We start from the raw sequence: 13,130 nt of genomic DNA, 5'->3' as shown, positions 1-13,130 counted from the left end.
GACGTGCGGACACCCGCTTCCCCCGGGAACGGCCGTACGGGCGCACCCCCGGGACAGCCGTACGGACCGACCGCCGTACGCCTCCACGCCCGGCGGCAGCCGGAACGCACCGGCCCGCCCCCCCCCCCCCGGAGCAGCCGTACGCCTCCCTCCCGGGTACGGCCGTGCGCCCCGGCCCGCCGAAGGGCGGCCCACACCCACGAACAGCCGGGGACACACGGGCGGGAGCCCGGGGGGCAGCCGCACTCACCCGGGCGCGCCGGTACACCCCGCCCCGCCCGGTGACAGCCGCACGCCCCGCGGAACCCCCGACCGGCCCCGGCACCGCTCCGCCGGTCCGGGGCGACGCGCCCCGGCCGCACCGGGAGCCTCTTCCCTCCCCCCTGCCCCACGGTCTTTACTGCCCAGGTGACTTACGAGATCCGTGCCACGGGCCCCCTGCCCCATGTCCCCGACCGCCCCCGGCCCGTCGACGGCCCCGGCACGCCGGGCGGCCGGCCCGGCAAGCTCGTCGCCGTCAGCGACCTGCACGTCCGGTACGACGAGAACCGCGAGATCGTCGAACAGCTGCGGCCCGAGTCGGACGCGGACTGGCTGCTGGTCGCCGGCGACATCGGCGAACAGGTCGCCGACATCCGCTGGGCCCTCGCCCTGCTCCGCGACCGCTTCGCCCAGGTGGTGTGGGTCCCCGGCAACCACGAGCTGTGGACCCCGCCCGACGACCCGGTGAACCTGCGCGGCCAGGCCCGCTACGACCATCTGGTCGCCATCTGCCGGGAGTTGGGCGTCCTGACCCCCGAGGACCCGTACCCGCTCTGGGAGGGCGACGGCGGCCCCGCCGTCATCGCCCCGCTGTTCCTCCTCTACGACTACACGTTCCGGCCGGCGGGCACCCACGACAAGGACTCCGCCCTCGCCGCCGCCCACGAAGCCGGCGTGGTCTGCACCGACGAATACCTGCTGCACCCCGACCCGTATCCGACGCGCGACGCCTGGTGCCGGGAGCGGCTCGCCGTCACCGAGGCGCGGCTGAAAGAGATCCCCGAGGACCTGCCGACCGTCCTCGTCAACCACTTCCCGCTGGTCCGCGAGCCGCTGCTGCCGCTGCGCTACCCGGAGTTCTCCCTGTGGTGCGGCAGTGAGGCCACCGCCGACTGGCCGCGCCGCTTCCGCGCCCGGACCGTCGTCTACGGCCATCTGCACATCCCGCGCCTGCTGACCTGCGACGGCATCCCGCACCAGGAGGTGTCGCTGGGGTATCCGCGCGAATGGCGGCCACGGGCGAAGCAGCCGGGCCGCCCGGTGCAGATCCTGCCGCCGGTGACCGCCGGGGTCCCGGCATGATCGAGAAGCTGCTGCCGCCGCCGATCGCGACCGCCGAGGCGTTCGAGGACCGGCCGCTGGACGAGATGTTCCCCGAGGAGCGGGCGGCCGTGGCCCGCGCCGTCCCCTCCCGCCAGCGGGAGTTCGGCACCGTACGGGCCTGTGCCCGCGCGGCGCTGGCGACGTTCGGCATCCCCCCGGCGCCGCTGCTGCCCGGCGACGACCGGGCGCCGCGCTGGCCGGAGGGGCTGGTCGGCGCGATGACGCACTGCACCGGCTACCGCGCGGCGGCCGTCGCCCGCGGCACCGACATCCGCTCCGTCGGCGTGGACGCGGAACCCAACGAGCCCGTCCGCGACCCCGGCGTCCTCGGCCTGATCACCCTGCCCGAGGAGCGCGCCGCGCTGCCCGCGCTCCAGGCGGCCCAGCCGGAGATCCACTGGGACCGGCTGATCTTCAGCGCCAAGGAGAGCGTCTACAAGGCGTGGTACCCGCTCACCGGCCGCTGGCTGGGCTTCGAGGACGCCTCCTTGACCCTCGACCCCACCGACGCGTCGTTCACCGCCCGGCTGCTGGTCGACGGCCCCGAGATCGACGGCCGGCGCCTGGCCCTCTTCCACGGCGGCTGGCTCGTCGCCGACGGCTTCATCGTGACGGCGGTGACGGTGGAGCGCTGAGGCGGGGCGGGCCGGGCGTGCTCCGCGGAAGCCCCGGCCCGCCCGCCGTCACTCCCCGTCCGGCGTCAGCCGCAGCGAGAGGGAGTTGATGCAGTACCGCTGGTCCGTGGGGGTGGGGTAGCCCTCGCCCTCGAAGACGTGGCCGAGGTGGGAGCCGCACTTCGCGCAGCGGACCTCGGTGCGGACCATGCCGTGCGAGCGGTCCTCGATCAGCTCGACCGCGTCGGAGTCCTTCGGGTCGTAGAAGGACGGCCAGCCGCAGTGGCTGGCGAACTTGGTGGCGGAGCGGAACAGCTCGGCGCCGCAGCCGCGGCAGGAGTAGACGCCCTCGGTGGTGGTGTCGGTGTACTCACCGACGAAGGCGGGCTCGGTGCCCGCCTGCCGCAGCACCTGGTACTCGGCGGGGGTCAGTTCGGCGCGCCACTGCTCGTCGGGTTTGTCGATCTCGTACGGCATCGGGTCTCCTCAGCTCAGCCGGCCAGGCGGGACAGGATCGCGGGGCCGAGGTCGGTGACGTCCCCCGCTCCCATGGTGAGAACGAGATCGCCGGGCCTCGCCATTCCTGCGACGGCGTCCGGGACGGTGGCGCGGTCGGCGACGGCGGTGACCTCGGCGCCGGCGGCGCGTGCCGCGTCGGTGATCAGGGCGCTGGTGACGCCGGGGATCGGGTCCTCACGGGCCGGGTAGATGTCGAGGACGACACAGGCGTCGGCGAGAGCGAGCGCCTGGCCCATCTCCTTGCCCAGCTCCTGGGTGCGGGAGAAGAGGTGCGGCTGGAAGACGACGAGAACGCGGGCGCCCTCGGCGGCACCGCGGATGGCCTCCAGATCGGCGGTCATCTCGGTGGGGTGGTGCGCGTAGGAGTCGATGACCTGCACGCCGGCCGCCTCGCCCTTGAGCTGGAGGCGGCGCTTGACACCGGTGTACGTGCCGAGCGCGGAGGCGAGGTTGTGCGGCGGCAGGCCCAGGGCGATACCGGCGGCGAGGGCGGCGACGGCGTTGTGGGCGTAGTGGCTGCCGGGGACGGAGACGGTGAAGGTCAGGATCCGGCCGGTGGCCAGGGAGACGCTGACGTCGCTGGTCAGACCGCGCTGGTTGATCTTCAGGATGCGGACGTCGGCGTCCTTGGACTCGCCGTAGGTGACGATCTGGATGTCGGACTTCCCGGCGATCCTCGCGGTCAGCTCCCGGGCGCCGGGGTGGTCCGAGGAGATCACGAGGGTGCCGCCGGGGCGGATGCGGCCGGCGAACGTCTCGAAGGACTCGTAGATCTCGTCCATCGAGGCGTAGTTGGCGTGGTGGTCCAGCTCGACGTTGAGGACGATGGCGACCTCGGGGGCGTACTTGTGGAAGCTGCGGTCACTCTCGTCGGCCTCCGCGACGAAGATCTCGCCGGTGCCGTGCTCGGCGTTGGAGCCGGGGGCGTCGAGGTCACCGCCGATGGCGTACGACGGCTTGAGCCCGAGCGAGGTGAGGGAGACGGCGAGCATGGAGGTGGTCGTCGTCTTGCCGTGGGTGCCGGCGACGGCGATCGGGCGGACGCCGTCCATCAGGGCGGCCAGCGCGTCGGAGCGGTGCACCACCGGGATGCCGCGCTCGCGGGCGGCGGCCAGCTCCGGATTGTCCTCGCGGATCGCGGAGGAGACGACGACGGCGGTGGCGTCGGCGGGGAGGTGGTCCGCGGCGTGGCCGATGTGGACGGTGGCGCCCCGCTCGCGGAGGGCGGCGGCGGTCGCGGACTCCTTGGCGTCACTGCCCGTGACATGGGCGCCGCGCTGCGCGAGGATCTTGGCGATGCCCGACATACCGGCTCCGCCGATGCCGATGAAGTGCGGTCGGTCCATCGAGGCTGGGATGGCGGCTGCCATGGGTGACTCCCTGATCGTCGCGGCTGACGTGCCCGTCGATTCTCGCACCCGCCGGTGACCACGCGTGTCCGGCCGCTCCGCGCCGCGGCGGACGGGCGGCGGTCCGTACGGCTCAGCGGCGAATCAGACCGCGCGCCGTGGCGGCGGCGACCGCGGCGGTGCGGGAGTCGACGGCGAGCTTGGCGTAGATGTGCACCAGGTGGGACTTGACGGTGGCCTGGCTGAGGAAGAGGCGCTTGCTGACCTCCGCGTTGGACAGGCCGTCCGCGACGAGCTGGAGCACCTCCGTCTCCCGGCGCGACAGGGCGGCGGCGCCGTCGCGCATCCGGTCCATCAGGCGCAGCGCGACGGTCGGCGCGAGGGCCGATTTGCCGGCCGCGGCGGTGCGGACGGCGGCGGCCAGCTCCTCGGGCGGGGCGTCCTTGAGGAGGTAGCCGGTGGCTCCCGCCTCGATGGCCGCGAGGATGTCCGCGTCGGTGTCGTAGGTGGTCAGCACGAGGACACGGGGTGCGCCGGGGCGGGCGGTGATGGCGGCGGTCGCCTGCGAGCCGCGCATCTCGCCGCCGAAGCGGAGGTCCATGAGGACGACGTCGACGCCGGGCCGCGCGGCGAGGGTGACGGCCTCCTCGGCGGTGGGGACGTCGGCGACGACCGCGAAGTCCGGTTCGGTCTCCAGGACGGCGCGCAGTCCGGCCCGTACGACGGGGTGGTCGTCGGCGAGCAGCAGCCGGATCGGGTCGGCGGCGGTCACGGGGCGCTCTCCTCGCTGCGGGCCGCTCCGCCGCCTCCGGGGGCGGGCGGCAGGGGCAGGGTGACGGCGACGGCGGTGCCCTCGCCGGGGGCGGATTCGACGGCGAGGGCGCCGTGCAGGGCGCGGGCGCGGGCGCGCATGGCGGCGAGTCCGAAGCCGGTGCCGTCGGCGGTGGCCGTTCCGGCGGGCGGCAGGGCGGCCGGGTCGAAACCGGCGCCGTCGTCGACGACGTCCAGGGCGACCTCGGTGTCCATGTAGCTCAAGGTCAGCTCGGCGCGGCGGGCCCCGGCGTGCCGGACGGTGTTGGCGAGCGCCGACTGCGCGATGCGCAGCAGCGCGACCTCGTGCGGGACGGGGAGTTCGGCGGGGGTGCCGGAGACCTGGCAGTGCACGGCGAGACCGGCGCGGGCGGTGGTGGCGCAGAGCCGCTCCAGTGCGGCGGGCAGGGAGCCGGTGTCCAGGTCGGGCGGGGTCAGTTCGCGGACGAAGCGGCGGGCCTCGGCGAGGTTGTCGACGGCGGTGGCGCGGGCGTGGGTGACGTGTCCCAGCGCGGTCTCCGGGCGCTCGGGCAGGGCCCGCTCGGCGGCCCGCAGCAGCAGCTGGATGCTGGACAGGCCCTGCGCCAGCGTGTCGTGGATCTCCCGGGCCAGGCGTTCGCGTTCGGCCAGCACCCCGGCGGCGTGTTCGGCGGCGGCCAGTTCGCCGCGGGTGGCGGTCAGCTCCTCGACGATCCGGCGGCGCTGTTCGCTCTCCCGGTAGAGGGCCTGGTAGCCGAGGACGACGGCGACCGCGACGGCGGCGCCCAGCACCGGCCCGATGACCGTACCGACGCCCAGCGCCCCGGTGTGGAGCGCGAACCCGGCGACGGCGGCGAGCGTGGTGACGGCGACGGCGGGCAGTCCCCAGCGCGGCGGCAGCAGATGGAGCTGGACGAAGAAGAGCGGGAAGGCGAGCCAGACGCCGTCCTGGGTGAGCGCCAGCAGCACCAGCCAGACGGCCGCGACGAGCGTCAGCCACAGGGCCGCGGCGCCGCTGTGCGGGCGGACCCGGGGCAGCAGCGGGCCGGTGACGTACGCGCCGAGGAGGACGGCGCAGACGGCGACGACGACGGCGGGGTGCGGGCCGCCGGCGGCGACGGCGCGGGCGGCGGCGAGCGCCAGCAGCGCCGCCACCATCAGGTGCAGACAGCTGCGGAGCACCCGTACGGCGGGGGTGAGGGAGGGGTCGGTCACGATTCCTCCAGGTTAAGCACGGTGCTGGGCAGCGGCATCAATCGAAAGGTTGAGCGGGGCCCGCACCTTTCGATCCGGGGGAACCGCTCCCGGGCGCGATGCCGCGAGGTGCCCCCGGGCGGGACGGTGGAGTCCTCCGCCGGGCAGTGGGCCCGGCCGCGGGAGATGCAGAGGGATGGGGCCGTGTTCGTCGCCTTGAGGGACCTGAGATTCGCGCGGGGCCGGTTCGCCCTGATGGGTACGGTCATCGTGCTCATCACGGTGCTGGTCGGCCTGTTGTCGGGGCTGACGGCGGGGCTCGGCCGGGAGAACACCTCGGCGATCACCGCGCTCCCCGCCGATCACCTGGTGTTCTCGGAGCCCGCCGACGGCGGCGCGGTCTCGTTCACCGACTCGCGGCTGACGCCGGGCGCCGTGGCCGGCTGGTCCGCGGTGCCGGGTGTGGAGCGCGCCGAGCCGCTGGGCATCTCCACCACGAAGGCCGAGGCGGGCCGGCGCACCGCCGCGGTGTCGGTGTTCGGGGTCCGGCCGGGCTCGGCGCTCGTCCCCGGGGGCGCGCCGGTGGCCGAGGGCGCCGTGCTGTCGCGGAAGGCCGCCGACGAGCTGGGCCTGGCGCGCGGCGACACGGTGACGCTCGGCGGTCGCCGGATGCCGGTCGCCGCCGTGACGGGCGCCGCGATGTACAGCCACACGCCGGTGGTCTGGGCGGCGCTGGACGCCTGGCGGGCGCTGCCCGGCGGCGGGGACGGCGCGACGGTGGTGGCGCTGACCGCCGCCGGTGCCGATCTGGCCGCCGCCGACGCGCGGCTGGGCACCACCACGGTGACGTCCGCCGCGGCGCTGGAGGGCATCGGCTCGTACACCGCCGAGAACGGTTCGCTGCAGCTGATGCGCGGGTTCCTGTTCGCCATCTCGGCGCTGGTCATCGGCGCGTTCTTCACCGTCTGGACGATTCAGCGCAGCGGGGACGTGGCGGTGCTCAAGGCGCTCGGCGCGTCCACCGGGCAGTTGCTGAAGGACGCGCTCGGCCAGGCCCTCGTCCTGCTGGTGCTGGGGACGGGCACGGGCACCGCGCTCGTCGCGGGGCTGGGCGCGGTGGTCGGGGGCGCGGTGCCGTTCGTCCTCGATCCGTCGACCGTGCTGGTCCCCGCGCTGATCATGATCGCGCTGGGTGCCGCCGGCGCCGCCCTCTCCATCCGCCGCATCACGTCCGTGGACCCGCTGACCGCCCTGGGAAGTGCCCGATGAGCCTCGAACTGACCGATGTCACACTGACCTACCCGGACGGCGACGCCCGGCTGACCGCCCTGGACCGCGTCTCGCTGACGGTGCCCGCCGGGACCCTGACCGCGGTGATCGGGCCGTCCGGATCGGGCAAGTCCTCCCTGCTGGCGGTGGCCGCGACGCTGATCACACCGGACAGCGGCCGGGTCACGCTCGCCGGACGGGACACCACCGGGCTGGGCCGTGCCGCGCTGACGACGCTGCGCCGCACCACCGTCGGCACCGTCTTCCAGCAGCCGAACCTGCTGCCGTCGCTGACCGCCGCCGAACAGCTCCAGGTGATGGCGCATCTCGACGGGCGCCCGCCCCGCACCGCGCGGCAGCGCGCCCGCGAGCTGCTGGCGGCCGTCGGGCTGGAGGGGCAGGCGGACAAGCGGCCGCATCAGCTCTCCGGCGGTCAGCGCCAGCGCGTCAACATCGCGCGGGCGCTGATGAACGACCCGGCCGTCCTGCTGGTGGACGAGCCGACCAGCGCCCTCGACCACACGCGCGGCGCGGCGGTGCTGGAGCTGCTGACCACGCTCACCCACCGGCGCGGTACGGCGACGGTGCTGGTCACGCACGACCGGTCGCATCTGGCGGCGGTCGACGCAGTCGTCGAGGTGGCGGACGGGCGGCTCAGTCCTGCGCCCGGGGCGGGTCTTCCGGAGCGTGCGAGAACAGTTTGAGGACCGGCACGCCGACCTTGTGGCGGGCGCGGGAGGCCCAGTCGCGGTGGAAGAACTCCTCCACGAAGTGGGGGGTGGTCAGCACGATCACCTCGTCCGCGCCCGTCTCGTCGACGAGGTCGCGCAGCCGGTCCAGCGGGTGCCGTTCGGCGACCTGCCCGGTCGCCTCGGCGCCGGTGGCGCGCAGCGCGGCGAGGGTGTGCGCCAGCGCGCGTTCGGCGGGGGCGTCCGCCGCGTCGCCCTCCGGTTCCTCGCCCTCGCGGACGGCGTCGTCGAACTCGCCCAGGGCGACGTCGTCGATGGCCCGCAACAGCAGGTCCTGCGCGCCGCGCGGCTGCATGAGGACGACGAAGGAGACCGGGTCGTCGCCGTGCAGCGTCGTGACGAACTCGACGTCGGCGGGCGTCAGAGACTTCTCGATCATCAATACGCTCGTGAACACGACGGACGCCCTTCTTCATCTTCTTCCGGGGCGCCGCATGCCGCGGCGCCCCACAGAACCATCCTGCCCCCGCCGTCACACGGGGCCTGTTGGCTCTAAGTGTGCCCAACGGAAGCTAAGCGGAACGGGTAATTCCGCATGATTGTCAGCTCCGACGGTATCGGGTGAACAGGAACCCGGCCTCCTCCAGTACGGACGTCAGGGCGAACCGCTCCGGGACGGCGACCGCCGGGCCGCCCATGATCCGCGGCGCGTCCCCCACCGCGACGACCGGCGCCAGCGACAGGCACATCTCGTCCAGCACCCCGGCGGCGGCGAACTGGCCCAGCAGCGACGGTCCGCCCTCGGTCAGCAGCCGCCGGTGTCCCCGTGCGGCCAGCACCCGCGGCACCCGCGCCGGATCGACGCCCTGCCCCTCCCCCGCGAACAGCACCTCCGCCCCGGCCGCCCGCGCCGCGGCGACCCGCTCCGCCGGAGCCCCGGCACCGGTGACGACGAGCGTGGGCACCAGCGGCCCGGTGAACAGCGGCAGGGTGAAGTCCAGGCCGAGACCGGCGGTCACCACGGCGACGGCGGGGGCCGGGCCCTGCCCGGCGGCGGCCCGGCGCGCGGCGAACGCCTCGCGCGCGCGGGCCGGCCGGTACCCCTCCTGCCGAACCGTTTCCGCCCCGACCACCACCGCGTCGGACAGCGCCCGCAGCACACCGAAGATCCGCATGTCGGCGGCGCCGGAGAGCGGCTGGGAGCGGCCTTCGTGGTGGGCGGCGCCGTCCAGCGACGCGACCATGTTGGCCCGGAGCCAGCCCGGCCGCCCGGCGCGCAGCGGATCGCTCTCGTCCGGGTACGCGTAGGCGTCCGCCAGCTCGTCGAGCGTCCACTCGCGGTCGGCGAGGACATCCGGACCCGCGGGCGTGGCGGACGCGTCGGGGAGGGCGGGGGCAGGGGCGGGGAGGGGGTACAGGCGTCGCATGGGCGGCAGTGTGACATGGCTCGCCCGGCGGCCCGGGACCCCCCGCGGAGCGACTAGGCTGGAGCGCTGTGTCGCCTTCCCAGCCCTCCCCCTCACCGTCCGCGCCGATAGCCGCGGCGGCCGACGGCGCCGACGCCGCGCCCGCCGCGCTGACCTCCCGCGCCCCGCACGTCCCCGCCGACCGGCTGGTCGCCGAGATGGTGCCACCGCCGCGCTTCCAGGGCGCCCGTTTCGACACCTACATCCCGGACGCGAAGCAGCCCAGCCAGGCCGAGGCCGTGACCGTGCTCAGCACCTTCGCGGCGGGCATCGGCGGCGCCTCGGCCGACGGCGGCAAGCGCCGCTGGTTCGCCAAGAAGTCCGCCACTCCCAAGGGCCCGCGCGGCGTCTACCTCGACGGCGGCTACGGCGTCGGCAAGACCCACCTGCTGGCCTCCCTGTGGCACGCCACCGACGCGGCGCCCGAGCGCAAGGCGTTCGGCACCTTCGTCGAGCTGACCAACCTGGTCGGCGCGCTCGGCTTCCAGCAGACCGTCCGCACCCTCGGCGACCACCGTCTGCTGTGCATCGACGAGTTCGAGCTGGACGACCCCGGCGACACGGTGCTGGTCTCCAGCCTCCTCTCCCGGCTGGTGGAGTCCGGTGTGGCGCTGGCCGCGACCTCCAACACGCTGCCCGGCAAGCTCGGCGAGGGCCGCTTCGCCGCCGCCGACTTCCTCCGCGAGATCCAGGGCCTGAGCGCCCACTTCCGGCCGCTGCGCATCGACGGCGAGGACTACCGCCACCGCGGTCTGCCCGAGGCGCCCGCCCCGTACGACGACGAGACCGTCACCCGCGCCGCGTACCGCACGCCGGGCGCCTCGCTCGACGACTTCCCCTCCCTCCTGGACCATCTGTCGAAGGTCCACCCCAGCCGTTACGGCGCGATGTGCGACGGCATCCGGGCCGTCTGCCTCACCGATGTGCGGGCCGTACCGGACCAGTCCACCGCACTGCGTCTGGTGGTCCTCGCCGACCGGCTCTACGACCGCGAGGTGCCGGTGATCGCCTCCGGCAAGGCGTTCGACGAGCTGTTCAGCGAGGAGATGCTGCGCGGCGGCTACCGCAAGAAGTACTTCCGCGCGATCTCTCGCCTCACCGCCCTGGCCCGCGACGCGGGGCCGCTGGTCACCGGCGCGTAGTCCGCACGGGCCGCGCCCGCCGACCGCGAGCAACCGGCGGGGCGGCCCCGCACCGGCGGGGGCGCCGTGCCCCGCCGGTGCACCGTGGGCGGACGTCAGCCCCGGCGGGCGGCGAGGCCGCAGACGGCCGTCACCGCCGCGGCGGATATCGGTACCGCGGCGGCCAGCGGCAGCCACGGCAGCTCCGCCGTGCCGGTCACCGATCCCATGACCAGCCCCCGGACCACCGCGCCGGCGGGCGAGAAGGCCGGGACGATCAGCAGCACACAGCCCAGCAGCCCGGCGCAGACCGGCCACGCCGTGCCGTGCAGCACCGGCCGGTTGCACACCGCCCCGACCGCGCTGCCCAGCAGAAGACAGACCACGGCGGCCGCCAGCCCGCAGGCCGTCGCGGGGAGCAGGTCCACGGTGACCTGGTGGTCGTTGGAGCGGGGGTCGGAGAAGAGCGCGACGAACGCCGTCCCGGCGAGCGCGGGCGGCAGCGCGACGAGGACGGCCGTCAGCACCGCCGCGAGATGCGCCCGGCCCGGCCCCACCGCCGCCGCGAGGCAACTGCGGGCGGCGGGCGGCTCGTTGGTCACACAGACCCGGGTCAGCCAGATCGTCAGTGGCAGCAGCGCCGCCGCCGCGAACCCGAAGGCGTCGAGAACGGGGCTGCCCGTCCCGATCCCGACCACGAGGAACCCGGCGTACAGGATCACCGGTGGCAGCCAGCGGTGCGAGCCGAGCAGCAGAGCCGCCTGGTAGCGGAGCAGGGCGATCACCGGTGGTCTCCTTCCGGCCGGTCATCGCCGGTGGTGAGCAGGGCGACGGGGCACGATGGGGCGGAGCGGTCCGTGGCCCCCGGAGCGACCGCGTGGTGCGTCGCGCCGTCCCCATCCCCCGCGCCGTGAACGGTCCCGCCACCGGGCGGCGCCTCCGGTGGCGGCTCCACCGGGGCGGTCACCGTACGGATGTGCCACGGGGGACGGGCCGTCAGCAGGGCCCGCAGCAGCGCGTCGGAGCAGGCGGCGGGGACCGTCAACCGGACCGCGCCGTCCGGCTCCCGCACCCGGGCGGGCCGTCCCGGCAGCTTCTCCGGCAGCTCCGCTCCGGCCCCCGGCGGCTCGGCGTGGACCGTCACCCGGGGTCCGGTCACCGAGGCGGCTTCCACCGGGCCCGGGGGCGGTGCGGGGCGCAGCTGTCCGTCGGCGATGCGGTGGCAGGCGTCTGCCGCACCGGCCAGCCGCCGGGGGTCGTGGTCGACGAAGAGGACCGTCCCGCCGTCGGCGACCCGTTCGGCGACCGCGCGGTCCAGCTCGGCGCGGGCCGCGGCGTCCAGACCTGTCCACGCCTCGTCCAGGACCAGCAACTCCGGTGCGGCGAGCAGCGCCTGGGCCACCGCCACCTTCTGGCTGCTGCCCTTCGACAGCGCGGACAGCGGCGTCCCGGCGTGTCCGGCGGCACCGAACCGCTCCAGCCACACCCCGGCCGCCCGCGCCGCCGCCGGGCCGCGCAGTCCGTGCACCCGCCCCAGATGGGTGAGGTAGCCGAGGGCGGTGAACGGCAGGGCGGGCGGGAACCGTTCGGGGACGTACGCGGTGCGCGGGCGGCTGCGGATCCGGCCGGTGGTGGGCCGGTCGATACCGGCGCACAACCGCAACAGGGTGGACTTCCCGCTGCCGTTGGCCCCCTCGACCCGTACCAGCGTGTGCTGCGGCAGGTCGAGATCCACCCCGCGCACCACCCACGGCCCGCGCAGCCCGTACCGCCTGCCGACACCTTCCAGCCGCATGTCCCGACCCCCTCGCCGTGCCGCGCTCTCCGCGCGTCTCCACCGTGCCAACGGCGACGGCCGCGGGGCAGTTCCCCGGACCTCCGCACCCGGTGGCGGGCCGCCGAAGGCGCTCCGTCCGGCGCACGGGAGCCCTCGGAACGACTGGCACACTGGGCGGATGACCAGCACCGAAGCCCACGGCGCCCCGGAGCCGACCGCCGTCGGGGCGCACCTGAGGAGCGCCGCCGACCGGGACGCCGCACCGCAGTTCGTCCTGCCGCTCGTCGTCCGCATCGAGCGGGCCGCTCCCCCGGCGCGCACCGACGCCCTGGAGACGGCCGCCCGCGCCGTACTGGTGCTGCTCGCCGACGAGCGCGCGGACGGCGACGGTGAGTGGGCCGCCGCCGTCCGCGACTGGCAGGACGCCCGGATCCGCAAGGTGGTGCGCCGGGCGCGCGGCGCCGAGTGGCGGCGGGCGGAGGCGCTGCCGGGCATCACGGTCACCGGGGAGCACGCCGAGGTACGGGTGCATCCCCCGGTGCCGCTCGACGGCTGGCCCAAGGACCTGGCCCGTCTCCAGGTCTCCGGCACCGAACTGGACGACCCCGGGCCGCCGCCCGCTCCGCCCGCCGGCACTCCGGTGCTGTGGCTCAACCCGGGCCTGACGATGTCCGCCGGCAAGTCCATGGCCCAGGCCGGCCACGCCGCCCAGCTGGCCTGGTGGGAGCTGTCCGCCCCGGAGCGCGCCGCCTGGCGGGACGCCGGATTCCCGCTCTCCGTGCGGACCGCACCGGCGGACGTCTGGGAGGCGCTGACCCGCAGCGGCCTCCCGGTGGTGCACGACGCGGGCTTCACGGAGATCGCCCCCGGGCCGACGGTGGTGGCGGAGGGGGGCACGCGGTTCTGTCCGCTGCCCGGATCACGGCGCCCGTAGGCGAGGGCTTCCGCACTCCGTAGCCGGCCGCCCGTGGCCCCGGG

General features: G+C 75.4%; 14 protein-coding genes. 6 read left to right on the top strand and 8 right to left on the bottom strand.

What is annotated here, in order from left to right:
* Window positions 1-408 precede the first annotated feature (408 nt).
* Window positions 409-1,344 (top strand): metallophosphoesterase family protein, encoded by a 936-nt coding sequence (locus tag ACZ4M8_RS26655; protein ID WP_467611498.1) that lies wholly within the window; start codon window positions 409-411, stop codon window positions 1,342-1,344.
* On the top strand, window positions 1,341-2,000 hold the full coding sequence (locus tag ACZ4M8_RS26650) for a 4'-phosphopantetheinyl transferase family protein (RefSeq protein ID WP_467611496.1): 660 nt from the start codon (window positions 1,341-1,343) through the stop codon (window positions 1,998-2,000). The genes ACZ4M8_RS26655 and ACZ4M8_RS26650 overlap by 4 nt, the downstream gene beginning before the upstream one ends.
* Before the next feature lie 48 nt (window positions 2,001-2,048).
* Here ACZ4M8_RS26650 and msrB read toward each other — a convergent pair whose 3' ends face one another.
* From msrB to ACZ4M8_RS26630, 4 genes are all read right to left on the bottom strand, one after another.
* Window positions 2,049-2,456, bottom strand: a complete 408-nt coding sequence (gene msrB, locus ACZ4M8_RS26645; RefSeq protein WP_467611494.1) for a peptide-methionine (R)-S-oxide reductase MsrB — start codon at window positions 2,454-2,456, stop codon at window positions 2,049-2,051.
* A 14-nt stretch (window positions 2,457-2,470) separates the two neighbouring features.
* On the bottom strand, window positions 2,471-3,868 hold the full coding sequence (murC, locus tag ACZ4M8_RS26640; protein ID WP_467611492.1) for a UDP-N-acetylmuramate--L-alanine ligase: 1,398 nt from the start codon (window positions 3,866-3,868) through the stop codon (window positions 2,471-2,473).
* Window positions 3,869-3,980: 112 nt separating this feature from the next.
* A complete protein-coding gene (locus ACZ4M8_RS26635; RefSeq protein ID WP_467611490.1) occupies window positions 3,981-4,619 on the bottom strand; it encodes a response regulator in 639 nt (212 codons plus the stop codon).
* Complete coding sequence (locus tag ACZ4M8_RS26630) at window positions 4,616-5,794, bottom strand: sensor histidine kinase (protein WP_467611845.1); 1,179 nt, start codon at window positions 5,792-5,794, stop codon at window positions 4,616-4,618. The genes ACZ4M8_RS26635 and ACZ4M8_RS26630 overlap by 4 nt, the downstream gene beginning before the upstream one ends.
* Before the next feature lie 240 nt (window positions 5,795-6,034).
* On the opposite strand from ACZ4M8_RS26630, the gene ACZ4M8_RS26625 reads away from it, so the two are divergent.
* Together ACZ4M8_RS26625 and ACZ4M8_RS26620 are read left to right on the top strand one after the other, a co-directional pair.
* On the top strand, window positions 6,035-7,099 hold the full coding sequence (locus ACZ4M8_RS26625; RefSeq protein WP_467611488.1) for an ABC transporter permease: 1,065 nt from the start codon (window positions 6,035-6,037) through the stop codon (window positions 7,097-7,099).
* Window positions 7,096-7,803: an ABC transporter ATP-binding protein gene (locus ACZ4M8_RS26620; RefSeq protein ID WP_467611486.1), complete on the top strand. Its 708-nt coding sequence runs from the start codon at window positions 7,096-7,098 to the stop codon at window positions 7,801-7,803. Before ACZ4M8_RS26625 ends, ACZ4M8_RS26620 begins: the two co-directional genes overlap by 4 nt.
* Here ACZ4M8_RS26620 and ACZ4M8_RS26615 read toward each other — a convergent pair.
* The gene (locus ACZ4M8_RS26615) at window positions 7,754-8,227 is read right to left on the bottom strand and encodes an indole-3-glycerol phosphate synthase (protein WP_467611842.1); all 474 of its coding nucleotides are present in this window, start codon (window positions 8,225-8,227) and stop codon (window positions 7,754-7,756) included. The two genes, ACZ4M8_RS26620 and ACZ4M8_RS26615, sit on opposite strands and share 50 nt — an antisense overlap.
* A gap of 163 nt (window positions 8,228-8,390) precedes the next feature.
* Window positions 8,391-9,215, bottom strand: coding sequence for a dihydrofolate reductase family protein (locus ACZ4M8_RS26610; RefSeq protein WP_467611484.1), 825 nt, complete (start codon window positions 9,213-9,215; stop codon window positions 8,391-8,393).
* Window positions 9,216-9,283: 68 nt separating this feature from the next.
* Here ACZ4M8_RS26610 and zapE point away from each other — a divergent pair, with 68 nt between their 5' ends.
* Window positions 9,284-10,396, top strand: coding sequence for a cell division protein ZapE (zapE, locus tag ACZ4M8_RS26605; RefSeq protein ID WP_467611482.1), 1,113 nt, complete (start codon window positions 9,284-9,286; stop codon window positions 10,394-10,396).
* 95 nt (window positions 10,397-10,491) lie between these two features.
* Here zapE and ACZ4M8_RS26600 read toward each other — a convergent pair whose 3' ends face one another.
* Together ACZ4M8_RS26600 and ACZ4M8_RS26595 are read right to left on the bottom strand one after the other, a co-directional pair.
* Window positions 10,492-11,160 (bottom strand): ABC transporter, encoded by a 669-nt coding sequence (locus tag ACZ4M8_RS26600; RefSeq protein WP_467611480.1) that lies wholly within the window; start codon window positions 11,158-11,160, stop codon window positions 10,492-10,494.
* A complete protein-coding gene (locus ACZ4M8_RS26595; protein WP_467611478.1) occupies window positions 11,157-12,170 on the bottom strand; it encodes an ABC transporter ATP-binding protein in 1,014 nt (337 codons plus the stop codon). The genes ACZ4M8_RS26600 and ACZ4M8_RS26595 overlap by 4 nt, the downstream gene beginning before the upstream one ends.
* Before the next feature lie 160 nt (window positions 12,171-12,330).
* On the opposite strand from ACZ4M8_RS26595, the gene ACZ4M8_RS26590 reads away from it, so the two are divergent.
* The gene (locus ACZ4M8_RS26590; protein ID WP_467611476.1) at window positions 12,331-13,086 is read left to right on the top strand and encodes a peptidyl-tRNA hydrolase; all 756 of its coding nucleotides are present in this window, start codon (window positions 12,331-12,333) and stop codon (window positions 13,084-13,086) included.
* Window positions 13,087-13,130: the final 44 nt, after the last annotated feature.

The organism is Streptomyces sp. NPDC027185, from assembly GCF_055567035.1.
The sequence above is the reverse complement of the archived record's forward strand: the minus strand, read 5'-3'. Positions and strand labels throughout refer to the sequence as shown.

Coding starts and splice junctions, on each gene's coding strand:
- ACZ4M8_RS26650 (WP_467611496.1), top strand. CDS start 1,341: ATGATCGAGAAGCTGCTGCCGCCGCCGATCGCGACCGCCGAGGCGTTC.
- msrB (WP_467611494.1), bottom strand. CDS start 2,456: ATGCCGTACGAGATCGACAAACCCGACGAGCAGTGGCGCGCCGAACTG.
- murC (WP_467611492.1), bottom strand. CDS start 3,868: ATGGCAGCCGCCATCCCAGCCTCGATGGACCGACCGCACTTCATCGGC.
- ACZ4M8_RS26630 (WP_467611845.1), bottom strand. CDS start 5,794: ATGGTGGCGGCGCTGCTGGCGCTCGCCGCCGCCCGCGCCGTCGCCGCC.
- ACZ4M8_RS26620 (WP_467611486.1), top strand. CDS start 7,096: ATGAGCCTCGAACTGACCGATGTCACACTGACCTACCCGGACGGCGAC.
- ACZ4M8_RS26615 (WP_467611842.1), bottom strand. CDS start 8,227: ATGATCGAGAAGTCTCTGACGCCCGCCGACGTCGAGTTCGTCACGACG.
- ACZ4M8_RS26610 (WP_467611484.1), bottom strand. CDS start 9,215: ATGCGACGCCTGTACCCCCTCCCCGCCCCTGCCCCCGCCCTCCCCGAC.
- ACZ4M8_RS26595 (WP_467611478.1), bottom strand. CDS start 12,170: ATGCGGCTGGAAGGTGTCGGCAGGCGGTACGGGCTGCGCGGGCCGTGG.
- ACZ4M8_RS26590 (WP_467611476.1), top strand. CDS start 12,331: ATGACCAGCACCGAAGCCCACGGCGCCCCGGAGCCGACCGCCGTCGGG.